The organism is Bacteroides xylanisolvens (assembly GCF_018289135.1).
Lineage (GTDB): Bacteria > Bacteroidota > Bacteroidia > Bacteroidales > Bacteroidaceae > Bacteroides > Bacteroides xylanisolvens.
This window is the reverse complement of record NZ_CP072216.1, coordinates 5,266,101-5,291,968: the sequence shown is the minus strand read 5'-3', so window position 1 is coordinate 5,291,968 and position 25,868 is coordinate 5,266,101. Positions and strand designations below refer to the sequence as shown.

The 25,868-nt window shown below is 40.4% G+C and carries 20 protein-coding genes and 4 pseudogenes; 4 read left to right on the top strand and 20 right to left on the bottom strand.

Annotated features, from left to right (window positions below; all coding sequences use genetic code 11):
- Positions 1–133 precede the first annotated feature (133 nt).
- The 3 genes and pseudogenes from INE92_RS21910 to INE92_RS21900 form a co-directional block, all read right to left on the bottom strand.
- Complete coding sequence (locus INE92_RS21910) at positions 134–1,426, bottom strand: MgtC/SapB family protein (RefSeq protein ID WP_008776007.1); 1,293 nt, start codon at positions 1,424–1,426, stop codon at positions 134–136.
- Positions 1,427–1,484: 58 nt separating this feature from the next.
- A complete protein-coding gene (locus INE92_RS21905) occupies positions 1,485–1,952 on the bottom strand; it encodes a CYTH domain-containing protein (RefSeq protein WP_004305204.1) in 468 nt (155 codons plus the stop codon).
- Positions 1,953–2,063: 111 nt separating this feature from the next.
- Positions 2,064–2,408 (bottom strand): annotated as a pseudogene (locus tag INE92_RS21900) (porin); the annotation flags it as partial.
- Positions 2,409–2,519: 111 nt separating this feature from the next.
- On the opposite strand from INE92_RS21900, the gene INE92_RS21895 reads away from it, so the two are divergent.
- Entirely contained in the window at positions 2,520–3,827 is a 1,308-nt protein-coding gene (locus INE92_RS21895) for an IS5 family transposase (protein ID WP_008771523.1), read from the top strand.
- Between the two features lie 9 nt (positions 3,828–3,836).
- Here INE92_RS21895 and INE92_RS21890 read toward each other — a convergent pair.
- Together INE92_RS21890 and prfB are read right to left on the bottom strand one after the other, a co-directional pair.
- Positions 3,837–4,550, bottom strand: a pseudogene (locus INE92_RS21890) (porin); the annotation flags it as partial.
- Between the two features lie 454 nt (positions 4,551–5,004).
- A protein-coding gene (prfB, locus tag INE92_RS21885; protein ID WP_117683141.1) for a peptide chain release factor 2 occupies positions 5,005–6,121 on the bottom strand; the annotation gives its coding sequence in 2 pieces (ribosomal slippage) (positions 5,005–6,057 and positions 6,059–6,121; 1,116 coding nt in all).
- 271 nt (positions 6,122–6,392) lie between these two features.
- On the opposite strand from prfB, the pseudogene INE92_RS21880 reads away from it, so the two are divergent.
- Positions 6,393–6,719: pseudogene (locus INE92_RS21880) on the top strand (insulinase family protein); the annotation flags it as partial.
- Positions 6,720–6,958: 239 nt separating this feature from the next.
- Here the strand turns inward: INE92_RS21880 and INE92_RS21875 are convergent.
- From INE92_RS21875 to INE92_RS21840, 8 genes are all read right to left on the bottom strand, one after another.
- Positions 6,959–8,773, bottom strand: coding sequence for an AMP-dependent synthetase/ligase (locus INE92_RS21875; protein WP_015532200.1), 1,815 nt, complete (start codon positions 8,771–8,773; stop codon positions 6,959–6,961).
- Positions 8,774–8,995: 222 nt separating this feature from the next.
- Positions 8,996–10,009 (bottom strand): discoidin/SUN/FTP domain-containing protein, encoded by a 1,014-nt coding sequence (locus tag INE92_RS21870; protein ID WP_009039753.1) that lies wholly within the window; start codon positions 10,007–10,009, stop codon positions 8,996–8,998.
- Between the two features lie 24 nt (positions 10,010–10,033).
- Positions 10,034–11,206 carry a DUF1735 and LamG domain-containing protein gene (locus tag INE92_RS21865; protein ID WP_009039752.1) on the bottom strand — a complete coding sequence of 391 codons (1,173 nt, stop codon included), beginning with the start codon at positions 11,204–11,206 and terminating at the stop codon, positions 10,034–10,036.
- Positions 11,207–11,223: 17 nt separating this feature from the next.
- Positions 11,224–12,342 carry a glycoside hydrolase family 18 gene (locus INE92_RS21860; protein ID WP_009039751.1) on the bottom strand — a complete coding sequence of 373 codons (1,119 nt, stop codon included), beginning with the start codon at positions 12,340–12,342 and terminating at the stop codon, positions 11,224–11,226.
- 27 nt (positions 12,343–12,369) lie between these two features.
- Positions 12,370–13,929: a SusD/RagB family nutrient-binding outer membrane lipoprotein gene (locus INE92_RS21855; protein ID WP_004313866.1), complete on the bottom strand. Its 1,560-nt coding sequence runs from the start codon at positions 13,927–13,929 to the stop codon at positions 12,370–12,372.
- A gap of 25 nt (positions 13,930–13,954) precedes the next feature.
- Entirely contained in the window at positions 13,955–17,236 is a 3,282-nt protein-coding gene (locus INE92_RS21850; RefSeq protein WP_149945293.1) for a SusC/RagA family TonB-linked outer membrane protein, read from the bottom strand.
- A 183-nt stretch (positions 17,237–17,419) separates the two neighbouring features.
- Positions 17,420–18,409, bottom strand: a complete 990-nt coding sequence (locus INE92_RS21845; protein ID WP_004309565.1) for a FecR family protein — start codon at positions 18,407–18,409, stop codon at positions 17,420–17,422.
- A gap of 52 nt (positions 18,410–18,461) precedes the next feature.
- Positions 18,462–19,007, bottom strand: coding sequence for an RNA polymerase sigma-70 factor (locus INE92_RS21840; protein WP_008642840.1), 546 nt, complete (start codon positions 19,005–19,007; stop codon positions 18,462–18,464).
- A 244-nt stretch (positions 19,008–19,251) separates the two neighbouring features.
- Here INE92_RS21840 and INE92_RS21835 point away from each other — a divergent pair, with 244 nt between their 5' ends.
- Positions 19,252–20,319, top strand: coding sequence for a M20 family metallo-hydrolase (locus tag INE92_RS21835; protein WP_008642838.1), 1,068 nt, complete (start codon positions 19,252–19,254; stop codon positions 20,317–20,319).
- Positions 20,320–20,439: 120 nt separating this feature from the next.
- On the opposite strand, the pseudogene INE92_RS21830 reads toward INE92_RS21835, so the two are convergent.
- The 5 genes and pseudogenes from INE92_RS21830 to INE92_RS21810 form a co-directional block, all read right to left on the bottom strand.
- Positions 20,440–20,616: pseudogene (locus INE92_RS21830) on the bottom strand (peroxiredoxin family protein); the annotation flags it as partial.
- Positions 20,617–20,652: 36 nt separating this feature from the next.
- A complete protein-coding gene (locus tag INE92_RS21825) occupies positions 20,653–21,588 on the bottom strand; it encodes an ISAon1 family transposase (protein ID WP_008025715.1) in 936 nt (311 codons plus the stop codon).
- A gap of 40 nt (positions 21,589–21,628) precedes the next feature.
- Positions 21,629–22,000 (bottom strand): ISAon1 family transposase N-terminal region protein, encoded by a 372-nt coding sequence (locus tag INE92_RS21820; protein ID WP_008640050.1) that lies wholly within the window; start codon positions 21,998–22,000, stop codon positions 21,629–21,631.
- Positions 21,972–23,084 carry a redoxin domain-containing protein gene (locus INE92_RS21815; protein ID WP_233476902.1) on the bottom strand — a complete coding sequence of 371 codons (1,113 nt, stop codon included), beginning with the start codon at positions 23,082–23,084 and terminating at the stop codon, positions 21,972–21,974. Before INE92_RS21815 ends, INE92_RS21820 begins: the two co-directional genes overlap by 29 nt.
- Positions 23,085–23,168: 84 nt before the next feature.
- Positions 23,169–24,188: a DUF2059 domain-containing protein gene (locus tag INE92_RS21810; RefSeq protein ID WP_009039748.1), complete on the bottom strand. Its 1,020-nt coding sequence runs from the start codon at positions 24,186–24,188 to the stop codon at positions 23,169–23,171.
- 337 nt (positions 24,189–24,525) lie between these two features.
- On the opposite strand from INE92_RS21810, the gene INE92_RS21805 reads away from it, so the two are divergent.
- Entirely contained in the window at positions 24,526–24,993 is a 468-nt protein-coding gene (locus INE92_RS21805) for a hypothetical protein (RefSeq protein WP_008642832.1), read from the top strand.
- An 82-nt stretch (positions 24,994–25,075) separates the two neighbouring features.
- Here INE92_RS21805 and INE92_RS27125 read toward each other — a convergent pair whose 3' ends face one another.
- Positions 25,076–25,204: a hypothetical protein gene (locus INE92_RS27125; RefSeq protein WP_255344231.1), complete on the bottom strand. Its 129-nt coding sequence runs from the start codon at positions 25,202–25,204 to the stop codon at positions 25,076–25,078.
- Positions 25,205–25,215: 11 nt separating this feature from the next.
- Entirely contained in the window at positions 25,216–25,851 is a 636-nt protein-coding gene (locus INE92_RS21800; protein WP_118196189.1) for an HU family DNA-binding protein, read from the bottom strand.
- Between the last annotated feature and the right edge of the window lie 17 nt (positions 25,852–25,868).

Below are 25,868 nucleotides of genomic sequence, written 5' to 3'. Positions count from 1 at the left end.
ACTCTTCATTTTTTATCCATTTCACTTTATCGAGTATAGTCGATAAAAACACATCTATTTTATCTATTATATTCGATAAAATAGTAAATTACTTGAATTGGACCAATGAAAAACGATCAATTGCTCCCTTTTCTTAAATATAAAAGAACAGCAACAAAACGAGATTACAAGCAATTACCACACCGAATCCTCCCAAAATCCAAGGACGAAGTTTACTCCCCTTCCCTGCAAAGAATAAAGCATAGAACATATTTACCATTATATTGCTAATGATAGCCTGCATACTACAAGCAGTAATTATCAATGCAGCCACACTGCCTGTATTTTGCAACAAGTTTAATATAAAAGGAGTTATATCACTAAAACCGGAAACAAAAGACAAGAGATTTAATCCGCCTGTGCCCGCATACACTAACGTATAGTGAGTTAAGAAAGTGAATATCACAAAGAGTACGGCAAAAATCAAAGCAACTTTAAATTCCAACGGGTTGCTACTATCATCCTCTTCTGTTTCAGCAGGCTGGTCTTCCGGTCGTTTTTGTCGGGAGTGGATAAACCAGGCAACAATAGCCGCCACCACCGCCATAGTCAACAGATACGGATAAATAGACAGGAAGATTTCTCTACTGAAAATAAGTATCAGTATCATAAATCGCAGAAACATCATGCTGACAGCCAGCAGCATGGCAGCAACATAATCAGTAGCTTCCTGTTCAGAGGCTTTTCGGCTTTTACGGGCAAGTACCGAGATCGTAGCCGTACTGCTGTATAATCCACCAATAATACCGGAAACTAACGTTCCGGATTCATGGAATACATACCTTTTTAATAGATAAGAGAGATAGGAAATGCCGGATACTACTACCGTTGCCAACCAGATAGAATAAGGAGTAAGATTAATATCCGGAATCAGATTCTTATGCGGAAGCATCGGTAATATGATACCGCTGATAGCCAAGAACTTGGCTAACGTAATCATTTCATCATTCTTCATCCGTTGCGCAAACTCCGTAAAAGTATGTTTGAGTTCAGTCAGCAGAAGCACAGTCACAACTACCATAACATAAAACCAGGAAGGTTGGGTAGCTACGATAGGAGCCATACAATAAGTAATCAGGGCAATAATGATGGTAGTTACACCAAAAACATGAAATTGTGATTGCTTTACATAATAGTTTAATCCCAACAGCAATCCCAATACCGCTCCACCTCCCATAAACAGACGCATATCCGTAGGGTCTAAGATATAAAGCAAGTAACCCAGTATACCAATAAAGGTAAAAGTGCGGTCGGTTCCGAAAAGAGTAGTTTCCCCCTCACGCTTCAGACTGATTCGACGTTGCGAAAGTCCGATTAATAAAGAAAACAAGGTTACTAAAACAAAAGTAACCAATTCACGCGGCACATAACTGTACAACTGTTCCATATCCATATACTGCTCTCTTTTTTATATAAGAACAAATATACGGTTTATTTGTTAACGCTCACCACGTTTTATACGGTTTTTTCATTAGCTGTGAGTTATAGTAGCGTATGTCGCCCGTTACCTCCTCACCGATAAAGTCGGGTTTTACAAAAGCCTCATCTTCCGATTCCAACTCTACTTCTGCCACAATAAGTCCTTCATTCTCACCATAAAACTCGTCGACTTCAAATACATGTTTGCCACTACGTACCAAATAACGGGTCTTGTCAATAATCCCCGGTTCGCAAAGCCTCATCAATTCTTCTGCTTCTGATAAGGCCAGCTCCTTTTCCCATTCATAACGACTGGTACCGGAAGCATTAGAAGCTCCCTTTATTGTCAGATAACCTTTTTCATCCCGAATACGAACCCGGACAGTACGCCCGCGAGCACTACTGATATACCCCTGCACAATATGACTCTGCGCAAAAGCCGAAGACTTGAATTCACCGATAACTAAAAATTTACGTTCTATTTCCTGTGCCATGGCACAAAGATAAATTAAAAATTGAGAATTAAAAAATGATAGTTTGATACCTCACATCATGTATCAGAAAACTACAATTCTTAATTCTCAATTTTCAAGTCTCTATTTATTTCAGAATCTCGTCATGAACTCAATCACGATTTTGTCCCGTTCCGATTCTTTTGGAACGCCGGAGTTCTTATAGAAATATTTCTCGAAGTTCAGTCGGAGGTCGGCAATGAAAGCTTTGGAAAGACTTAATGTGATTCCGCCTGTCACACGATGTCGGGCATAATCATTTATAATCAAAGCTTTTGTCGTTTCATCCATCTTACCATCACTATGATCGGTCATCATATCATAGCGAGCCAGGAAGGAGATTTTATTGAATACTTTCTTTAATGGTAAATCGTAATTAATAAAACTATTCACCGCATGAACATCTTTAAATGCTTCGTGACCGTACATTTTATATAGTCGCCCCTTAGAATGTGCTTTTACGCCTAATAATCAACATATTAATATATAAATTGCTTTGATATATCTGCAAGTTTTTGTATCTTTATGGTTGAAAACTTGCAGATTATTATGATAAACAAGACCACCCCTCAGCCCTCCTTGTTCAGCTCTTTGACAGACCAGCTGAATCCCAGGCATCCCTTATACCTGCTTGCCAATAAGATAGACTGGCGCCGTTTTGAAGAAGCTTTCTCCCCGCTATACTGTGCCGTCAACGGTCGTCCGGCCAAACCCATCCGCCTGATGTGCGGACTTCTGATTCTTAAGCACGTGCGTAACCTGTCCGATGAATCGGTTGTTGAACAATGGAGCGAGAATGCTTATTACCAGTACTTTTGCGGTATGTTGGAATTCACGCCTTCCTATCCCTGCAATGCAAGCGAACTGGTACACTTCCGTAAGCGTGTCGGAGAAAATGGCATGGAACTGATTCTGTCAGAAAGTATCCGCGTCAATCAGGAGGACGACGGCCCGGACCATCACTGCACGGCCTTCATCGATTCCACGGTACAGGAAAAGAACGTGACTTATCCCACGGATGCGAAGTTGCATAAAAAGATAGTCCGCAAAGTGTTGTCTGTCGTAAAATCCTTAGGGCTTCCTTTGCGCCAGAGCTATACCTTTGTCCTCAAGAAGATCTACCGTGACCAGCGTTTCCGTAACCACCCCAAGAACCGTGGCAAGGCCCTGAAAGCGGACAAGCGGCTGCGCACCATTGCGGGAAGGCTTGTCAGGGAACTGAGGCGCAACCTGAAAGAAAACCACGGCTACGACTCCCTGCTCGACCTCTTTGAGCGGGTGCTTTCACAGAAGCGCAATTCTCCCGGGAAAATCTATTCCCTGCATGAACCGGAGGTGCAGTGTATCAGCAAGGGGAAAGAACATAAGAAATACGAGTTCGGCAACAAGGTTTCAATCGTCCGCTCAATTACCGGTGTCATACTGGGTGCCAAGTCTTTCCGGAATGAATATGACGGGCATACCATTGAAGAATCCCTCAGGCAGGTGGAACGCATTACCGGAAAGAAGATCAGGAAGTTGGCCGGGGACAGGGGGTACAGAGGAAAGAAAGAGGTGGGCGGCACCGGGATACTGATACCCGATGTTCCAAACAGGAAAGACAGTTATTACACACGCAAGAAGAAACATAAGCTATTCTGCAAGCGTGCAGGAATAGAGCCGACTATCGGGCATTTGAAATCAGACTTTCGTTTAGGACGCAACTTTTATAAAGGTGTGTTCGGGGATGTTGTCAATCTGCTCTTAGCCGCAGCAGCGTACAACTTCAAAAGAGCCATGAGGGTTCTTTGGCTACTTGTTGAAAAAATCTGCGGGACACTGTTTTCTTGCAATATCCCGCAGATGAGTACTTTTTAAGGGACGACTATATAAATATTCCGCCTCAATATGAAAACGGTCATTCTGATAATAGACACCGGCATCGTACATATTAATCCGCACATTTTCCGGTTTTATCATTTGGGTGCTAAGTGTCAGATTCCAGTTCTTATTAGGCAGTAACTGCGCTTTTATGGAGTAATTCAGCGTTTTATGCCATTCTTTCTGATTTGTCAGACCGGAGCCGTTAAACAATCCCCCTTCAAGAATAAATGGGAAACCGTCTTTATTCGTATAACCAGCCGTCAAACCGACATCACGCACATTTCCTACTTGCTTGGCAATGAATGAACGGTTGGCAAAATACTGCTGATGTGGTGAGCGGTGAGCATCTATCGTGAAAGGAACGCGCATCTGACCGATCGTAAAATTCAGGTCTTTCACCGGAAAAACACGTGCATACGCATCAAGCATCTTGATAGAGCCTTCATCGGAAAGGTCGATTTCCGCTTTATAAGCAACTATCGGATGCACATTTCCCGAAACACTGAAGCGTGCATTACGTACTTCAAAACGGCTTTCACTTGTTTCTGTCTGGTATTCGTACTTTCCCCGGATTGTTCCGTGAATCTCCGGCAGATAATCCTTAAACTCCATGGTCTGTTTATCCAGCATCTTACCATCCCCTGCATCTTCTTTTGCCTGTCCAAAGGCCATTGTCGCCAGCAAAAGCATAACGACGGTTGTTCTGATTCTACTCATTTCAGTTGTCTGCTACTAAATTCACGGCAAAAGTACAACTGTGAGGATACACGGAGATGACAAATTAACTACGGGAAAATGACAGAAAAGTTACATTTATATTACAGAGAACACAAATGCATTACAAAACAAAGAGTTCGCCACAAATTACGCAGATTAACACAGATCGGATTTGATATTCATCCTATCAATAACCAAACAATCTGGGTTAACCGTATAATTTGTGGCGAACTTATCAGCCGAAAAAGGAAAATGCGATCAGCATAATCAATGCCAAAATAATTAATGAGACGAACACTATTTTGACAACCTTCTGGGCTTGTTCTTCTTCTTTCTTACTAATTGCTACTTTTTTCTTCACCTTACCCATAATAGTTAGCTTTAAAGTTCAACGCTAACAAAGTAAGTACAAATCTATTAACTTTCCAAAAATAATTCTTGCTAATTTTATTTTTTATGATTCTTGTGAAGAAAACTCCATCAGATAAGCTTTGATAAAGCCATCTATTTTGCCATCCATCACACCGTTCACATCCGAAGTCTGATAGTTGGTACGATGATCTTTCACGCGACGGTCATCAAATACGTAGCTACGGATCTGTGAACCCCACTCGATCTTCTTCTTACCGGCTTCCACTTTCGCCTGTTCTGCCATACGATGCTGCAATTCCTTATCATACAAGATGGAACGTAGTTGACGCATTGCATTCTCACGGTTCTTCGGCTGGTCACGGGTTTCGGTATTTTCAATCAGAATTTCTTCTTCCTCACCGGTATAAGGATCTTTGTATTGATAACGCAAACGGACACCGGATTCTACCTTATTTACATTCTGTCCACCGGCACCACCGCTTCGGAATGTATCCCAAGAGATGTTGGCAGGCAAAATATTTACCTCGATACTGTCATCCACCAGCGGAGTAACGAATACAGAAGCAAAGGAAGTCATACGTTTACCTTGCGCATTGTACGGAGAAACACGAACCAGGCGGTGCACACCGTTCTCTCCCTTCAAATAACCGTATGCAAAATCACCTTCAATATTGATAGTACAGGTTTTGATTCCGGCTTCGTCACCTTCCTGAAGGTTGGCAATGGTAGCTTTATAACCGTTGGTCTCGGCATAACGCAGATACATACGCATCAGCATAGAAGCCCAGTCCTGACTTTCCGTACCACCGGCACCTGAATTGATTTTCAACACACAATCCATCTGGTCGGCTTCGTCACGAAGCATATTTTTGAGTTCGAGTGCCTCTACCGCTTCACTAGCTTTGGCGTAAGCAGCGTCCACATCTTCCTCGGTCACCAGTTCTTCTTTATAGAAATCAAATGCCAGTTCAAGTTCATCTGCCAATGTCTTGAGTTCGTTGTAGCCTTCAATCCACTTTTGCAGGTCTTTCACCAATTTCATTTGAGCTTCGGCCTTCTTCTGGTCATCCCAAAATCCCGGAGCTTGTGTTCTTAATTGCTCTTCTTCGACTTGAATTTTCTTCCCGTCGATGTCAAAGATACCTCCTCAGCGCATCAGTGCGCTCTTTCACGTCTTTAAGTTGTTCAATAGTAATCATTTGATTTACAATTTTATTATTTACAAAATTCAGATATCGGGGGACAAAGATAAGCAAAAATCTGCTACCTTTGTTTTTGTTATTAAAATGTTGTCATATTATGAACAAACTATTGAAACTTTCTTGCTTGTCACTCTTCCTGACATAATATCTGGGTACTTCGGACATGACACCGGAGGAACTGAAAAGTGAATTCTATCGCTTGGCTTGTACTTTCTACGTATCTCCGGGCAACGAACGTACGTATGTCGTACTCTCCGGACTGAATGAGAATATGCCGGAATCGGAGGCTGCATTCAAACTGGCTAAAGACGGATTAACGAACCGCCTGCGTACCAAACGTATCATCAAAGGTGACATCATCTGGAGTTATATCAATGCACAGGACCTAGGCCAAAACGTAGACCCACGTATCAAGCTCTACAATGATATACAGAACATGACGCTGAAAGACATTGCCGATTTCCAAAAGCAATGGGTAAAAGGACGCACGTATGTTTATTGCATTCTGGGAGATAAGAAGGATTTGGAACTGGATAAGCTGAAAGCTGTAGGTCTTATTGAAGAATTGACGCAGGAGCAGATTTTCGGATACTAAAAAGGAACGAATAAACTAAGTCTGTCCTCTAAATAAGTTTATACTATCAAAATCAAGAAGTTTTTCTTTATAAGGAATTTGTAAAAATGAAAACAATACAAACTAATTAGGGAGATGTACTTATAAATAATAAACGGTGAACAACTCTGCCAATTGCACAGATTTTGTTCACCGTTTTATTGTTTGCGACTTATCGTTTACGGTTTACCGTTTCATATTTAACGTTCACCGTCCATCTCTTATTTCTCATTTTCTTCGTACATCTTTTCAATCTGCTCACTATAATTCTTGGCAACTACCGACCGTTTCAATTTCAACGTATTAGTCAGTTCTCCACGTTCCATACTGAACGGTTCGGGAAGCAGAGTGAAACGTTTGATTTGCTCATAGTGTGCAAACTGCTGTTGGAGTGTATCAATCCGTGCACGGAACAATCCTACAATCTTCGGATGTTTCAACAGTTCCTCCATATCTTTGTATTTAATGCCTTTTTCTTCCGCATACTCTTTCACAAACCCATATACAGGAACAATCAGAGCGGAAACAAACTTACGCTGATCGGCAATAATGGCAATCTGGTCAATATAACGGTCAATAACCAATTTCGTTTCCAAAGCTTGCGGAGCAACATATTTACCGTTCGATGTTTTGAACAGGTCTTTAATGCGTTCCGTCAGGAAAAGCTGGCCATTTTTAAAGTAACCGGCATCACCTGTATGGAACCAGCCATCGGGTTCAATGGCAGCAGCTGTAGCTTCTGCTTTCTTATAATAACCTTTGGTAATCGTCTTTCCCCGAAGAAGAATTTCATTGTCTTCACCGATTTTCACTTCAATTCCCGGAAGTACAACACCTACTGAACCGATATCATAGCCAACCGGCAATGTACAAGATACAGTGGCCGTCGATTCCGTCAAACCATATCCTACCACCATATTGATTCCTACCGAATGGACAAATTCATTGATTTCATCGGGAACGGCAGCACCGGCAGTCGGGAAAAAGTTACCGTTCTCAATACCGATTGTTTTTTTCAGTAGAGAGTAGATTGTCTTTTCGTAGAATTTATATTTCAGTTGATTCATCACCGGAGGAGTCTTACCCAAACGCAGATAATCCAGATTATGGATTCTACCTACCCGGATAGCATCCAGCATCAGTGCTTTCTTCAACCCTGCTGTTTCGTTAATTTTCTCCTGTACACCTGCATATACTTTCTCCCAGAAACGGGGAACACTACACATCAGTGTCGGACGAATTTCCTTAATCGTTGTCTGAATATCCGCCGGACGGAGATTGATACAAATCTGCACTCCTTTATGAATACAGAGATAACACCATGCTTTCTCAAACACGTGTGTCAAGGGGAGGAAGTTCATAGATACATCCTTATCCGACATGGTCGTCAAACGGTCATCGTGTGTATGAAACTGTTCCAGATAACAGGAATGATGAAGCATGACGCCCTTCGGTTCACCCGTTGTGCCGGATGTATAGAGAATGTTTGCCAAGTCATCGTATGAAGCCCGTTCGGTACGCTCTTCTACCGTATCATTGTGAGGTAATCCCTCTCCCATCGCCATAAACTCATCAAAATAGATAGACGATACGTCGCGGGGATCTTTCACTACCGAACGGTCAAAAATAATCAGTTGTTGCAGAGAGGTACAGAAACCAAAGATGCTGAAAGCAGCATCATACTGGTATTGCTCGCCTACAAAAAGGAAACGAATCTGCGCATCATTAATGATATATTGCGCCTGCGCAGGTGAACTCGTTGCATAAAACGGAATAGTAACAGCCCGATTGGCAAACGCGCCAAAGTCGACATAGAACCATTCGGGTTTATTTTGTGAAAATATACCGATATTCTCTTGTTCTTCTACTCCCAATGCCACGAAAGCATTAGCTGCTTGCCGTACTGATCCGGAGAACTGCTTCCATGAAATAGGAATCCATTGAGCTGTCTCATAGTCACGGTATTTTAAGGCTACCTTGTCGCCATATTTTTCGGCCTGACGATGGACCAGGACAGATAAATGATGATAAGTCATACTCTTTGTATTAGTAAATATGGTACAAAGGTATTGGTTTTACTTCATTTAGGCAACATTAATCCAAGAGTTTTGCAACGAACATTATGAATCAGATATTTGGCAATAAAAACCAAACGATTATAAACCAAACTATGCCAGCAAAGTATACTTCATCTTTACCGGCATAGTATAAATTACACTCTACTGTAAATTAGGAAAAATAATCATATTCCCTAACTCCTATCGATACAATCGTATTTCAGCACATAATGCATTCACAGACTCACCATTAGAGAAATTATCCAGTACATGCACTGTCAGATATCGCAGTTTTACAGGCGAATAAAAAGCTATTTCCCAAGGAGTATGATCAGAAGGCATCCCTGTTGTGCATGTCGCTATACCTATGCGCGTCAAATTATCCGGATCATCCCCACCTAATAATTCCACTTTTGAATAATCCAAATTCCATGCTCCCCAATAACCAGCAGGAGTAATTGAAAGCCCTATAATTTCCTGAGGCTCATGCATATGAAATGGTATTTTAGCATTTGGATAGTCAATATAACTCATTAGGAATGTGTTCATGTCATCATCACTTAAATCTTGTGTAGGAAGGCCATATCCTCCAATCACATCATAAGAAGTAACATCAATCATTGTTTTATCTTTCAAACTACCATTCACATCTATATTCGTGATTTCCTTATTCACTTTCCATAAATATGTACTATAATTTTCACTTATCTCAACTGCATCAGTAGTTACCAAAGACAAAGCCACCATTCCACTCTCAGCAAGTTCCTTAAGTGAACCAGATTCCTCATCAAGCGTGAAGGATATCATCTCCCCACTTTCAAGTTCTCCCTTTTTGATGGTAACCGTTTGATTCAGAAAGGAGATTGCGTCTTCTCCCAACCATGTTACGTCATCCTCTCCAGCATCCGATACCGAATTCTCCACTTTCATCGAAAAAAACAAATCCTGGGGAGCAGCATTGGTCAATTGCACCCGGAGATCCACCTGTTCGGAACCCGCAATCAAATCCCCTCCGTTTCCTGCCTGCACAACTGTAGATTCCATATAATTCTTGGGATAAAAACAACGGTTGTCAATAAATGCTTTGACAATGTCACCACTGTTTCCTTCCGGGAAAAGAGTGCTTCCCACTTCCCGTTCACTTTCACATGCAACAAACCACAATGGCAAAAGCAATACCATCGAAGTTATGATATTCTTCTTTATTGATTTCATGATATTTCAGTTATAATACATTATTTAATTGTTAGCATTGAGGCGAACATTATCTCTCCATTCAACAGGATCATTACACCATGCCTCATTTCCATTTCCTGTAGCATCGGTAAACCTGTCACCTTTTCCTTCATTGAATTTAAAATAAGCAAACAATGCATTGGAATGAGGATCGGTCGCATACAAGTTGTTGGCTATTTCCCGCTGAGATAAAGCCCGCTTCCATAAGCGGAATTCGCTCATCTGAACATCTGCTTTCAAATATTCGGCATTTCCAATTTTACATTTCGTTTTACTGAGATTGGTCACTTTACCCGGTACATCTATCGAATTATCCAATTTTCCGTCAACATACAGATACAACTTGCTGCTTGTACACACCCAAGCTATCTGATACCATTTATTCTCTTCAAACAACGTTGCACTGTTCATCTGTAAGCCCTGAGTCTTTATCTGCAAACGATTTCCTTCAATGGGGGCATCACCAAAACGAGTATAAATCTGCCCATCCGATTCGCCCAAACTGCTTGAACCATCAAAAAGGGCCTGATTATTCAATTCCCCAACCTTCTTCCCAAGTTTGCTCATATTGACACAGAACTCTAAAGTCCATTCACTTAAAGATAAATCTTCAACCAAACTGAAAGTAGCATTATGTCTAGAGTTGAAAACCGGGACTGAAGTCACAATGGCCGGATCAAGTAAATAAAGTATAGTACTTCCAGGTTTCAAGACCTCTGCCGCGCCATCTTTACTCTGAAGTGTCAAAGCAATGGCGTATTTATTTCCGCTATCTTTCATTTCCTGCGTCAAGGGAAGAATTTCCAATCCTGACGATTCCGAAAGAACCTCCCCCTGCTTTATCACAGCCTCTTTCCCCTTAAAATTATACTGTTCGGCAGGAAGAAATTTATAGGATGTATAATTAACTTCATTATACTTTGCCAATAATTCAGCATCTTCCACAAACTCAAAGTTATAGTCTTTCTCTGCCGGATCGGAAAGACGCACATTCAAATTGGCTGTCACCAAATCTTGATCAATAAACACTTTTAATGCAGTATTCGGATTCGTACCAGTTTGTGAAATATAGGCCTGATTATGTAACACCGAATATTCGGCATTATCACAACCGACAAACAGACATGTAAAGAATAATAGTCCGATTATATTTTGTTTTAATAAATATCTGTTCATTTTTTATTCGTTTTTATTTACTTAATACTTGGATTCTGAATTTGTATGGCTTTACGCAACGCCGGATAAGTTTCGCTCCCTTGTGCATTCACTTTATACTCATATTCCATATGGTAAGTTCCTACACCGCCTTTGCGATATTGTATGCCACCAACCGACGGATTCCAATAAGCAAAACCACTAAGTGAATTTATCTCCGTGCCGTCAGGAAGTATAAAAGCCGCCCCACCAGTCTTGGCATGATCCTCAAAATTCTCACAGATAATAATCTTTTTCGCAATCTCTCCAGCTGTCGCCACATCTTTAAAGTGGGCATACTGTTTGTCGAAGCGAGCATCCAGCCGACTGTTGTCTTGCTTATAATAAGTTGTATACGTTTGCAGAATCAGATAATCAAAATGGTGAAACAGCTCAGCAGGCAGTGCATCCGGTTCACCATCCACAACCAGCATTTTTCCCGTACCAGACTTCGGGCCGACTCTCTTCGACATCGTTTCCACAAACTTCGCGATTACTTGACCGTTATTTTGCCAAAGTTCCTTATTGGTAGGAAACGGATGCTGTACATTCGGTTCAGCATCGAAATCGAACCCATCATAATTATACTTTTCGATCGTATCACACAAGGCGTTCGCATATTTCTCCACTGCAACCAACCGATTCTCCAGTGAATAGTCCCACCCCCAGAACTTATGTCTCCAGTCTTCTATAGATGTACCATTGTCTATTTCCTCCTGTGGCATCGGCGGTGTAATCTGGTCGCCAATATCAAGCACCAGGAAACAGAACAATACCTTCGTTCCCTTTTTTTCTTGCACATAACGTAAATCTTCCATCATAGCAGGTGACGGATTCTTCCAGTTTCCCCACAATGACACAAAATCTACACTATCCGGCAATCCTTTTAAGGAATTCTCATAAGAGGCACCGGTTCCCGTCCAGTTACCATACCATCCGAACGCAACCGGATGATCACTCTTTTTATATTCACGCAGACGGGCATAATAAGCCTCATCCTTATTAGATATAGTCAGATTCGCAGGATCTTTAATTTCCGTATCCAACCAATCATCACAGGCCGTCAAAGCAAATGATATTCCTAAAATTCCAAAGAAATATTTATATAATCGTTTCATTTTTATAGCTTTTTACATTTAGATTTCTTACTTGTTACCGCCATTTTGCCACCACATCCTTGCAGCATAATCATCTTTCCCGCCTAACATTTCAACAGCTTTCCGATAATTTTCCTGATTATTGCCATTCATCTCTCTCGGATCAAACGGAATACGATTCGGCACATCCAGATCGTATCCATTGGTGGACTGAGCCACAGGAAATACGCAAGGATAACCGGTACGACGTATTTCATTCCATCCTTCCTGACCATCAGGAAACAAAGCAATCCATTTCTGTACAATCAGCCTTTCCATTTTTCTTTCGGGGGAATCATTATCATCCCACTTCACCGTGATTGTACTGACAGGTGCATGATTGCCTCCATATCCATCCGCAGCATCATAATAATACTCTTGTGTGTTTTCCGAATTTTCCAAGTAGTAATATTCCTGGCCGGCCACCCCCCATTGTTCAAACGACAAACGAACCGCCTGATTATAAAGCGCACCGGGAGTTCCTCCCATATCCCAACCTAACATCGCACCTTCAGCCCGGCAAAATGTCATCTCGGCAGCCGTCATCCACATTCCCCTTGAGTCTTCCTCAATATTGGCAGCAGAATATTTTTTCATAGCAAGGTCCTTATTGGTCACGTTGGCACCTGCACGGCAACCCACAACCGAACGTCTACCATATTCTTCCGTATTTTTAAAATACTGATAAATACGCGGGTCGCCAAAACCATTCATATAACTTTCCAAATCGGCACAGGCACGACTGTCTCCCCAGTCGACAGAAGTCTTATACTGTCCATTGGGAATATATGTTATAGCGCAATTGTCCTCGTTCTGTTCAATAACTCCCGCTTTATACGCTTCCACAGCAATTCGCTGAGCTTCATCCTGATTGACAAATCGCATGCGGATGGCCATACGCAACTTCAACGAGTTTGCAAATTTACACCATTGATTCATTTTACCTCCATACACCTTATCCGCATCCGCTTTCAAAACCAATCCCGGATTCGTCTCCACCAAAGGAGTTATGATGGAAATTGCTTTATCCAGAGTCTCTATGAGATGGCTATACACTTTCTCTTGAGAAGAATAAGCATTGGCATCTTCTTCCACCCCAATAGGAAGAGGACCGTATGTATCAGTAAAACGCAACATTAACTGCGCACGTAAAATTAATGCCAATGCATACATGGGGCCCTCTTCTTGTGTGAGGACAGCCACAGCATTAAATGAAGACGTCGCTTTGGCAAACACGTCCCGCCACGGTACGATTTTCCAATCGTCCGATGCATTAAAACAAGTATAATTCTTCACCGAAAAATCCGGCTTCACATAAGTCATGTAACGCCCCAAATAATTACCAATAAGATCTTCCGTATTTTGATAAGTATTCTCCTGTTCAGGAAAAGCAAAGTTCTGCAACTCTGTGATAAAAGAGGAAACCGCATAGTCGTCTCGTCCAAGCTCTTCCAACGAAGTCTCATGTCCCGGACGGTTAGCATCCTCAAACCCCGCAGTACAAGAGGTAATCCCGAATAGAACAAATGAACCGATCAACCAACTTCTCACTATATTTATTTTCTTCATCATCTTTCTTTTTTTTAAGTTAATATCAAAGTTTCAATTTGATGTTGAATCCCAGGGTACGCAAACTTGGCTGCATAAAATAATCAAACCCTTGATAATAAGTCCCTGTTGACGCAGTTGATTCCGGATCAAACGGAGCCTTCCTGTATATCATAAACAGATTATTGGCAGTCACTCCCAAGGTCAGTTCTTTACTCTTCAACCATTTTCTAGGTAAAGTATAGCTAATATGAGCTTCCTGTAAACGTACATTGGTCGCACTGTAAATATATTCGGACCATATAGGATTGTCTCCACCTACTACCGCATAATATCCTTCGGCTGAGATTTTTCCGGTATTTACTGCTATACCACCATTATTTCGTGCTTCAGCACTCACCGCTGAAACGCCATACTCATCCAGAATAGCCTGTGTCTGTGACATACATATACCTCCCAGGCGCGCAGTCAGGACAAATCCCAGATTCACACCTTTCCATGAAAAATCATTTGAAAAACCAAGATTGCCTTTAGGCAATACCGAACCCCGGTATTGTGGATTGGACAAGTTGGTCTGCATCACATTCCCGTTGGAATCAAGAGCGATATTCCCCTCAGCATCACGCTTAAAGTCAGTATATGTATAAATATCGCCCATACCACCACCTTTTTTCAGGACTACTCCGCAACCACTAAGTCCTGCCTGCCTTACCACCTCATTAGGATTCTCCAACAGTTCTACTATTTTGTTACGGTTCATACTGTAAGCCAATGAAGAGCTCCATGTAAAATCCGCCCAGGATTTAGTATATCCCACCGATAATTCCAATCCACGATTCCTGATATTACCTGTTTGAATATATTCCTTATTAAAACCTGCAGCTCCAGACGTAACATCCCGCAACAATGTCTGTTTGCGTGTATTGGATTGGTAAACAGTCAAGTCAACAGACAAAGCATTTCCAAACAAGCGTGCAGTGACACCTGCCTCCCATGAATCCGTACGTTCCGGATAAAATTTCTTCGGAAATTTGTAAGTTACTGTTTTATAAGTTCCCAAAGCGGGATTATATTCATACCTCCATGCCGATGACAGATTAGGCTCAATGGCCGAACCGACAGACGCCCACGAAGCACGTACTTTCAAATAATTAATCATTTGTGGCATCTTCGCCATTTCCGAAATAACCGCAGATACCCCTACAGAAGGATAGAAGAATGATGTTTGTGCGGTTCCATGCAAAGCTGAGTCCCAATCATTACGACCGGTCAGAGTCAAGTAAAGCATACTTCTATACCCCAACTCGGCACTGATAAACATTGAATTGATATAATGTTTGTAGCTCTCAAAAATAGGACGATTGTCATTGGTTGCGTTTCCATAATCTATAGCATTCGGCGTAAACACATTAGAAGGAGCTTTCAGACCTCCCTGAAAACCGGTAACATCATATTTCAAACGGGAAAATGAAGCACCCATATTAGAAGAAATGCTAAAATTCTCCCCTAATGTCTTATTGATATTAAGCATCAAGTCTCCATACAATGTCTGATCATTAATCTTATCATAGCCATAAAAACCGTAATCGGAAGGTGCAAACAACTTTAATGTAGAGGCATACCGTTTATCTTCCTGCTTAGTGGCAGCATCATCCCAGCGCAAACGCCCGGTAACATTCAGCCAGTCTAATATTTCATATTTCAGGCTGGCACTCACCATATAACGATTCCGGTCATTAGTGCGATTCATACGGTTTGCCACCCAATAAGGATTCTGCATCTTAAGAGCATCTCCATAGTTCCAATTTTGCACATATATCTTACGAACAGGATCATATACCTCAAATGTACGGATTGCATCAAAACTTTCTCCCCTCGGGAAAAGATAAAGAGAAGTCAAAGGGTTAAACCACTGACCTTGAGCCATCAGATTTTTATCTTTCTCACGAATATAATTAAAGTTAAAATCACAAGTCATCTTATCATTCAAGAATGAGGTGGTATTACGAAACGTAAAATTATACCGATCATATGAGTTATTAGGAATAATCCCTTGTGCATTCGTCGTACCCACAGAAAGATATGTCTGATTCTTGCTAGTACCTGCTGTCAGTGAAATATTGTTTTGAATATTAGTACCCGTATTAAAGAAATCAGCCGGTTCATAAGTACCGAATTCCGAAGCAGCTTTATCTCCCCAAGTTTTTATCTCCCCCGGACGATTCACATATTGGTCCTGAAACTTTGGCATTACAAATGGATTGGCAAACTGTGAACTATTAGAAATCGTGACGGACACTTTTCCTTCTTGCCCTTTCTTAGTAGTAATCATAACCACTCCCTGAGCAGCAGCCGAACCGTAAAGAGCGGCAGCAGCCGGTCCGCTAAGCACCGAAATAGACTCGATATCTTCCGGATTGACATCCGCAATACTTTCTGTCCCCGGCTGATTCGCATACATCATTGCATCCCCCTTCAATTCTCCCTGGCTTCTACCAGTCACAGGAATACCATCAATAACATAAAGAGCCTGATTACTTTGGCTGATAGACTTCGGACCACGCATCACCACACGGGCAGCGCCGCCCATACCAGCTGAGGAAGCATTGATATTCACTCCTGCAACCTTACCGGACAATGAATTCATGAAATTGGCACTCTTCACAGTAGTGACAGCATCATTGCCCACTTTCTGAACATTATAACTTAATGCTTTCTCTGAACGTTTAATTCCTAAAGCCGTAACGACCACTTCCCCCAGTTCCTGAGCTCCATCCTCCAAAACAATATTGACAATATTTTCTGTAGCATGAGTCTCTTTTGTCTGATAACCTACGTATGAAAAAACAAGAACAGGCGTTGCAGTCTTAGTTGTTATTTTATAATTGCCATCCAAATCGGTCACCGCACCGTTAGTTGTTCCTTTTTCAATCACTGTAACTCCGATTAACGGTTCTCCTTTCGCATCTACAACATTGCCGGATATATTTCTGCTTTTAGCCTTTTTGATATTTTGTTCCGGCACAATCATTATATAATTATCTTTTATCAAATATGTAAAACCTGTTCCTTTAAGAATTACTTTCAAAGCTTGCTCCAAAGGTTGTTTTTCAATATCTAAAGATATTCTATTCACAGGAAGTTGAGAATCATTATAAGAAATAGACATGTGGGTTAACTTCCTGACTTCAGCCAATGCTTCCTGTAGTGAAATATTTTTTCTTTTTATTGTTATTTTACTACTATTCTGAGCATAAATCGCTGACCCTACTAATAGCAGACAAATTATTAATATACTTTTTCTAATGTTTTTCAGATATAAATTCATATCTTAGTAGCGTTTTAGTGTTAAAATCATAATATTTTCTCAAGTCAAACAAAGGTAGTAAACTATTTTTTACACCATTTTAATACTAAACTTATTTCATATCCGGAGTAGGTGGGGCCTTCTCCGGATATTTTTCTACATAGGCGGAGTAAATTGAGCGTTAAATAATAAGAAAAATATTCATTACCAAATTATATGGCAGGCATTGTCTTTCAAACGATAATCAAATTGGCCGACAACCACTTGCATCACTTCCAAAACTTCTTCCAGCCCTGCATTTTCTTTAAACACAAAGTTGTAGCGATCCTGATTACGTTTCTTCGTAGAAACATAAAACATAATTCCAAAATGACGCTCCAATGTCTGTATAATTTCAGCAATTGTGGCTTTATTAAATACAATTTCCCCTCGTTGCCATGCCGTTACATCTTTCATGTTGGCAGTCAGCACTTGGCAGTCAGCTGTACATTTATTATACACAACCTGATATCCGGGAGTTAAAACATAACTAATCGTATCATTACAGTCCACTCGTACTTTCCCTTCGATCAAAGAAGTGGTTATTATATCTTCTTCCGGATAAGCTTTCACATTAAACTCTGTTCCCAAGGCAGTTATTGCCATATTTGATGATCGCACAATGAAAGGTTTCTCCGGATTTTTTGCCACTTTAAATTCGGCTTCTCCCATCAGATAAACCGTTCGGGTCTTGCCCTCCAGATTTTCAGGATAAAATACATATGAACCAGAATTCAGACATACAGTAGTTCCGTCCGGAAGACTGATTGTCTCTCTGGCCCCATTATTCACATAATGTTCCACCATTGCGATATTGTCCCTGTCAAAATGATTATAACTTACCCACAAAGTAGTTGTCACAGACAGAATGACGATAACAGCAGCTGCCGCAACAGATTTCCACAACTTCCAACGATTTACATTTGTAACCATTGGAGTATATTCAATGCCGATTTTATCCAATACCTGCTGAAACGAATGCTCCATACCGTGTCCAAACTTTCCTTTCGTCTTAAACCATAAATTATGAAGCGCCATTTCTTTCTCTTCTGCAGAATCAGGACTAATCATCCAACGATGAAATCTGTCGATTGTCCGCTTTGAATAATCAAAGTCAATAAAAGAGCGTAGCTGTTTTTCCAATTTACTTTTCATCTATACCAAATCAAGTGTTACATATAAGAGACAACTTGCCAGACATACATACTTAGTCTAAATAGAAAAAAAATAAAAATAAAATGATTTTTTTTAGATCTTGAAGGGCTTTATAGATATGTTGCTCAACTGTACGAACCGAAACATTCAACTTCTCAGCAATTTCCGGTGAAGTCATCCCTTCCTCTCTGCTCATTAAAAAAACACGCCTGCGCTGTTCCGGCATGCGTTCAAGAGCCATCTGAACAAAAAGCTCAAGTTCATGAGCACAAAATTCATCATCCGGCGTAGGCAATCCCAGTTCCGCCATTCGCATTTTTTCTGCTGCAACATCCAAGTAGTCATATTCAACAGCCTTATGCTTCAAAAAATTATAGATATGGTTTCGTACAACTGTATATAAATAACTATCCAATTTTTCACGTTCTAACCATAAATCCGGTTTCTCCCATAGCTTAACAAATATATCTTGAGCTATATCTTCTGCATCTTCTTCTGATTTTAACAATTGCCATGCGAAAGTTTTTACTTTGGGGAAATTCAGATCAAAAAACTTTTTAAAACGAAGAACTTTATCTTCCATTCGTGTGATAATCATCATGTATATCCATTAAGATTAACAAGTAAAATATAAAACCCTTCAACAAAGTTAATTATTAAATAATTTATCAACAACCTTTTTCATAAGAAAAGAATCAAAAAAAGAAAGATTTCAATAGTTTTCCGGACCTAAGCAACTAATAATCAATAGATAAGAATTAATTCATTATTTTTATTTGAAACAACTGTGCAAAACGACTATCTTTGTGCAAAGATTAAGGTATAGATAAAAGATTTGCACTATGAAATATGATATTCCGTATATGACAACAGAGGCTGTAAGCCTGCTTAAATCACTGATTAGTATTCCTTCAATCAGTCGGGAAGAAACCCAGGCTGCGGATTTCCTGCAAAACTATATTGAAATGGCAGGTATGCAGACGGGACGTAAAGGAAATAATGTGTGGTGCTTTAGTCCGATGTTTGATCTGAAGAAGCCGACTATTTTACTTAACTCCCACATAGACACAGTGAAACCGGTTAACGGTTGGCGGAAAGATCCGTTCACTCCACGTGAAGAAAACGGTAAGTTATATGGATTAGGAAGTAACGATGCCGGTGCCAGCGTTGTTTCGTTATTACAGGTGTTCCTGCAACTATGTCGTACTTCGCAAAAATACAATCTGATTTATCTAGCCTCTTGTGAAGAAGAAGTCTCAGGAAAAAACGGAATTGAAAGTGTATTGCCGGGACTTCCTCCAGTCTCATTCGCTATCGTAGGAGAACCTACAGAAATGCAACCTGCCATTGCCGAGAAGGGATTAATGGTACTAGATGTGACCGCAACAGGTAAAGCAGGCCACGCAGCACGTAACGAAGGAGACAATGCAATTTACAAGGTGTTAGACGACATAGCTTGGTTCCGTGACTATCGTTTTGAGAAAGAATCACCCTTGTTGGGTCCCGTGAAGATGAGTGTCACTGTTATCAATGCCGGTACACAACACAATGTGATTCCCGATAAATGTACTTTCATCGTCGATGTCCGGAGTAACGAGCTTTACTCAAATGAAGAATTGTTTGCTGAAATCAAAAAGCATATTTCCTGTGAAGCCCAAGCTCGTTCATTCCGTCTCAATTCTTCACGAATCGACGAGAAACATCCGTTTGTTCAAAAAGCTGTGAAGCTAGGACGCGTTCCTTTTGGTTCTCCAACATTGTCCGACCAGGCACTAATGTCCTTTCCATCAGTGAAAATAGGTCCGGGCCGTTCGTCACGCTCACACACGGCAGAAGAATATATCATGTTAAAAGAAATAGAAGAAGCTATTGGACTTTATTTAGAGCTATTGGACGGGCTTCTGATTTAAGCCATAGCTATTCATACTTGCTGTAAGAAATCCGATATAACTGTCACGGCAGGTATGAATTGTCCACCAATACGAACAAATTCATCCAGATTAGCAAATCACGATACTATAATACAACAATCATTCCAACAGATTAAACAATGTCTTTTCCAGCTTCTTACTTCTTAAATCTTTTGCAACAACAATGCCCTCCGGATCTACAAGAAAAGTTTTGGGTATTGCATAAATACCATATACATCAGCAGCATCCACATTCAATACTTGTGTCCAGTTCATTCCGAGTTCTTCAGGCTCAGTTGTAATTCTTGGGGGATTAAGTTTAGTCAATTCCCTTCATGCATATACCTTTGCTAGCCTAAAAAGGAAGAAGCTCATATCCACTACTCCTCTAAATGATGCCCTAAATGCTTTGATTTTAGCATTAAATGCTTCCGCTGCTGCATTTGTACTCCTGTTCACAAAGAAGTTCAGAATCCTTTCATAATGATTCTCAATAGAGTTTGCTACTGTTGTGAATGTATCGTATCCATATTCTTCAATCTTATTATACCATAGTGCCAGCTTTGCTCTTGCTACATCCTTGTCATAGTTTGTGGAAAAGATCTTTCCCAACTCCAATGAGTAGTAATATACGTGCTTAATATCTTCAAACTGCTTGAAAAGTAATTCTGCCCTGATTTTCTGACTCTTGGTCCATTTATCAGGTGATTTAAATAATAAATATCTGCTTCTGGCCAATAATTGCCTGAGTGTATCTCCGTTTTCGAGTTCTTCTGCTTTATATACTTCCCCCTTCTCTTTTGCCGCTTTCATAGCTTTATTCTCCTCTTTTATCACTTGCCATCTATATGTAATGCGCAACTCTTGTACAGCTTCGTATACAAGTTTTTGTACATGAAACCTATCAATCACCTGCATGGCACGTGGAAAGCACGTTTTGGCAATCTTTTGCATGCTCCCGGCCATATCCAGTGTAATTTCTTTGACCTGATTACGCAGCTCCTGTGGCATCTTTGTAAGTACCGCAATGATATCATCGGTTTTAGTGCCCTGAATTACAGCTATAATAGAACCTTTCCTACCTCGCTTATCTCTATTTATTAAGATGGTATAAAGATCTCCCTTACTTAAAGCCGTTTCGTCAATACATAGGTGATAACCCATATTCTTTGGATAAAGGATATACTCTTGGGCATGTGCTCTCTGATCCCAATTCTGGAAGTCACTCAGGTGGTCTTTATATTGGCTTTGAAGCTGTTTGCCATCCATACAGTAATGCTCAGCTACACTTTGGCAGCTAACGGCGTGATTATCTAAGTAATTCTTTTAAAAAAGCACCGAACTCAGCGGTTATGCGAGTACCGGTGGCTACCAAACTCCAGTCACGACTATATGTCTGCCCAGTGGATGGATCTTCCCAGCGACGACGCTTGATACGTAAATAAACGGCTTTACCACGGATAGGGAAGTCCTGAACTTCAATCTCAGGGAGGAAACCTTTTGAGTGAAGATGGAGATCAGAGTACTCAGCAGGAATAGTGGCTTTCTCCTCTAAATAAAGAATAAAGCAAGTATCCTGAGAAACATGATTGACTAGGGTAAAGTAATCAAGGATTCCTGAAGGCAAGAACAAGCTTAAAGAAGCAACAGGATCAATCGTTTGGGAAGAGGATGTTTTCATGATGCAAAAATAAGAATTTTAACGCAATCCCCCAAGGTTTCAGACTGAGCCGTTCTTCAATAGCAGTCCTCCAAGCTTTCTGTTTCTTATCTATAGAGATACTAATCACCTCAAATCCCTTAGAAGCATATTTCTCATAAGCAGCTTTCACATTGGGCATTTCATTCCGGCACGGACCGCACCATGAAGCCCAAAAGTCTATTAACACATACTTCCCCTTACCTACATAGTCGGACAACTGTTTTATCTCTCCAGCATTGTCTTTCACCTTAGCGTTCGGAAAACGTTCGCCAATCTTTATCTTAGCGTCCATTGCCTGCCGTTTCTTTTGTTCTTCACGCTCCTCCGGAGTCATTTTCTTTTCACGCTCGGCCTCAAAACGCCGGGCCATTTGCCTCATTTTTTCTAATTTATCTTTCACCAATACATGCTGCGCAAACACAGAAGAAGCCTCGCTCATCATATCTTCCAATAGACTGTGATATATAGACACTTCTTTTAAAGATAACAGAAATACTCCCACCAAACTGTTTTGGTGTTCTTCTACAAAAGCGCGAATCGAATCCCTCTGTGCCAAATCTATCTCCACATTTCTCCGCCATATTGCAGCAAATGCAGTATCCCGTTTCAGTGCTTCTCTAAAACTCTCTCCGGATTTTTGGCTCATGACAAGTGAAATATTACTTTTCACTATTTGTTTGTTATTATTTATCACCGACTGCATTCCTTTCCAAGCCACATCCAAAGTATCATTCAGCGGCGTACCTCCTACGGTCCTCGTGGTAAGATTGATCACAATCTTTCCTTTTTCGAGAATCAACGGATAAGTTTCTCCATCCCTATCCTTAATAAGTGCAATATTCGGTGTCTGACGTACACCAGAAAAAGAGAACTTTCCCTTTTTCACTTTTGCACTGTCGAGAACGACTTCTTTGGCTTTTTCTCCATCATCCATCAGACACAAATACAACAACTGATTATTCCATTTCTCACCAGCATTGCCTTTAATCGAAAACTTTCCTTGTGCAGAAGAAAATATAGCAATAGCACAAAACGTGCATAAAATCATAATTCGATTTCTCATACGGAATAAGTTTATACCAAAAAAAAGTTCACACTCATGTTTAATACCTACTATTGTCATTTCAAATTCTAATAATCATTTGAACTAATAATAGATCTTCTTATTTTTCTTATCGGAAACGACCTGATAATCTTTCACCTTTACATTAAAATATGATTTAGACTTTCCATCATCATTAGAAGGCAACTGTTCTTTATCTTTTTTGTGCGGCAACTCAAGAATATCTATTTCTTTCACACTCTTCTTCAGTTTCGGGAATAAAAGACTGATATAAATATATTTATGATTAAATCCTTTGACAGCCAACAGCCTCCCCATCGGAGCTCCACCATCATATCCCCGCACATTATACTCATCGCCACTTTTCTTATCGATAATCTTAAATCCCGGACTATAATACAACCATTGCCAATCCCAATAAATAGGTTGTATGAATGTCACTTTAGTATCATTCTTTCTCCTTTCAATCGAATATAAAGAAGGACTTGTAGACATCCCATTCTCATACGCTTTCTCATACACTTCTTCAGGAACTACAACTATACTATCACTAGGAAGCATATAAGCTTGTGCATATAATTCTTTATCACGTTTCTTCTTTTGCTCATATTCTTTCAACCGCTGTTCACCTCTTTTTACTCGTTCACTTTTCTCCGGCATTACCTCTTTGGACATCTCGGTATGGAGTTGCTGCACTAACAACGGCGTTGTCTCACGCATAACAATCAATGAAGCCTCTTTATATTTTTTACCTACGGGAGATTCATAAAATGCAGCAACAGCTTTTAATTCTTCCAATGTAAAATACTTCTCATAAACAGGCATATACATTTCAAACACCTTATTTTCTACTTTCTCTTTCCAGTTTTTAGAGAACTCATTCCAATAAGCCTCATCCTTTTTCGGCGCATTCAATTTCATTATAGATGATAATCTCTGGAGAAAGTCACCCGTAGTAGTCGAAGTACCAGAAAAATCCATGATTTTCTTCAACGTTTCTTTGTACTCATCTGTCGCATTTGTATTTTGTGCAGAAGCTGATAAAATTAAAGCAAGCAGTGCAATTATACACATCGTTACTTTAGGAAGAAAAATGTTTTTCATAATTATCTGATTTCATTTATTTTGATTCCATATTTTATTTTGCATTTTTTACAAAGATACACATTAAATCTATATCATTTAATAGAATAGTACAATCAATGAGGCTACTATCCGGCTGCCCTGCAATGTATAGATAAACAAAATATCCCCTATTCATCGCTAATTATAACATTCATTCCCCTCTCTTATCAAAATTACGTTGAACAATTCATTTCAGCTTTTAATATGATATTATTATCTTTTTCTCACATACTTCGTTCATTTTTCGTAATTAACGCTATCTTTGCAATAGGTCGCTAAATCTAAATAAGACTTTCAAAATACATAATATACGAATATGAAAAAGATTTTATTTTTATATATCATTCATCTAGGATTTGCCCTACAACCCATACAAATTCAAGCTTGTTGTCTCGACAATGAGGCTGTTCTCGCCAATGGGACTGCCATTATTCTACAATCACCTAAAGTGGACAATACCAAAACCATTCAGTTCATCAAAGATTTCTACGCAAACTACGTTTTTGGAGCAAAGAATTATGTTCCGGCAGTAAAAAAGCATTGTACAGCCAAATTGCAAAAGCAGCTGAAAGATAACTACGAGTATGACGGCGAAGGATATGCGATATGGAACTTCCGAACAGGTATGCAAGACGGACCAAGCGACATATCTAAAGTAACATCAGTAACTGCATTGGGAAATGGTTTATACAAGGTCAATTTCATTGATATGGGAATAAAGGGTAACCGTACTTTGAAAATTATCGACGTAAACGGGACACTGAAGTTCGATGCTATTAGATAATCCCCTCTAAGCAGATATATTATCAATTTAACAGATAACTAAAAAAGCCTTACTATTCAATCAAACAATGAAAGTAAATCATCTATAAGACTACATCCTTCACCGCTTTCACCTTCTTCCTGAAACCTCCATCCAGAGCAGGAAAGCGGGTGAAAGCGACCATGCAAAGCCCTTCTATCCTACTTTCAAAGGTTTCACCTACACAATTCAAATCGTTTCCATTTACCGCCGAAGCACATCACGAGACACCCCGTAATAACCCGCTGCAGCCACATAAATCGGCTGCATACGTTTGCCGATATTTTTCAATTTGCCTTCTTCCAGTAATCGCCGGAGATGACGATTCGCCGTAGTCCGTGTCATGCAGCATACTTCCTGAAAATCGTAACGAAGCATTACGTCATGCTCGGCGAAATATTCCTTCAGCCGCATATCTATCTCCACCTCCGACAAAGACTCCGAATGGCGCGCATACTTACTCCGGCTGGCTTTGACACCTACCAATTCACCCCGCAGGCGAGCATCCGGACGGAAACCGATTGTTTTCAACTCCATTTTCGACCATTTGTTCTTAGTGCTGCGAGTCACTTTTTGTGTACTCCGCAAGATTGGAGCAAAATAGCCAAGTCCCTCAATATGCACCTCACGTCCCTCGCGCAGTTCTTCACCACAAATTTGGGCCAGCATCTCGAACGCATTTTTTACATCACCTACGGAAAGCGAACTGCGTCCGTGAATCATCCGGCACAGTTTATCCGTTCCCACCTTACCATTCAAAAAAATGCGGGGATGCAAACCTTTCTCTTCCGAATCGTCGGACTCACCGGGATTCTCATACCAATCGTAAAGTATAGCCATTAGTAGTTAACGTTTTG

What these genes read in the sequence shown, in the direction of transcription:
- INE92_RS21910 (WP_008776007.1), bottom strand. Translation starts at nt 1,426, where the DNA reads ATGGAACAGTTGTACAGTTATGTGCCGCGTGAATTGGTTACTTTTGTT.
- INE92_RS21905 (WP_004305204.1), bottom strand. Translation starts at nt 1,952, where the DNA reads ATGGCACAGGAAATAGAACGTAAATTTTTAGTTATCGGTGAATTCAAG.
- INE92_RS21895 (WP_008771523.1), top strand. Translation starts at nt 2,520, where the DNA reads ATGATAAACAAGACCACCCCTCAGCCCTCCTTGTTCAGCTCTTTGACA.
- INE92_RS21875 (WP_015532200.1), bottom strand. Translation starts at nt 8,773, where the DNA reads ATGACTTATCATCATTTATCTGTCCTGGTCCATCGTCAGGCCGAAAAA.
- INE92_RS21870 (WP_009039753.1), bottom strand. Translation starts at nt 10,009, where the DNA reads ATGAAATCAATAAAGAAGAATATCATAACTTCGATGGTATTGCTTTTG.
- INE92_RS21865 (WP_009039752.1), bottom strand. Translation starts at nt 11,206, where the DNA reads ATGAACAGATATTTATTAAAACAAAATATAATCGGACTATTATTCTTT.
- INE92_RS21860 (WP_009039751.1), bottom strand. Translation starts at nt 12,342, where the DNA reads ATGAAACGATTATATAAATATTTCTTTGGAATTTTAGGAATATCATTT.
- INE92_RS21855 (WP_004313866.1), bottom strand. Translation starts at nt 13,929, where the DNA reads ATGAAGAAAATAAATATAGTGAGAAGTTGGTTGATCGGTTCATTTGTT.
- INE92_RS21850 (WP_149945293.1), bottom strand. Translation starts at nt 17,236, where the DNA reads ATGAATTTATATCTGAAAAACATTAGAAAAAGTATATTAATAATTTGT.
- INE92_RS21845 (WP_004309565.1), bottom strand. Translation starts at nt 18,409, where the DNA reads ATGAAAAGTAAATTGGAAAAACAGCTACGCTCTTTTATTGACTTTGAT.
- INE92_RS21840 (WP_008642840.1), bottom strand. Translation starts at nt 19,007, where the DNA reads ATGATTATCACACGAATGGAAGATAAAGTTCTTCGTTTTAAAAAGTTT.
- INE92_RS21835 (WP_008642838.1), top strand. Translation starts at nt 19,252, where the DNA reads ATGAAATATGATATTCCGTATATGACAACAGAGGCTGTAAGCCTGCTT.
- INE92_RS21825 (WP_008025715.1), bottom strand. Translation starts at nt 21,588, where the DNA reads ATGGATGGCAAACAGCTTCAAAGCCAATATAAAGACCACCTGAGTGAC.
- INE92_RS21820 (WP_008640050.1), bottom strand. Translation starts at nt 22,000, where the DNA reads ATGAAAACATCCTCTTCCCAAACGATTGATCCTGTTGCTTCTTTAAGC.
- INE92_RS21815 (WP_233476902.1), bottom strand. Translation starts at nt 23,084, where the DNA reads ATGAGAAATCGAATTATGATTTTATGCACGTTTTGTGCTATTGCTATA.
- INE92_RS21810 (WP_009039748.1), bottom strand. Translation starts at nt 24,188, where the DNA reads ATGAAAAACATTTTTCTTCCTAAAGTAACGATGTGTATAATTGCACTG.
- INE92_RS21805 (WP_008642832.1), top strand. Translation starts at nt 24,526, where the DNA reads ATGAAAAAGATTTTATTTTTATATATCATTCATCTAGGATTTGCCCTA.
- INE92_RS21800 (WP_118196189.1), bottom strand. Translation starts at nt 25,851, where the DNA reads ATGGCTATACTTTACGATTGGTATGAGAATCCCGGTGAGTCCGACGAT.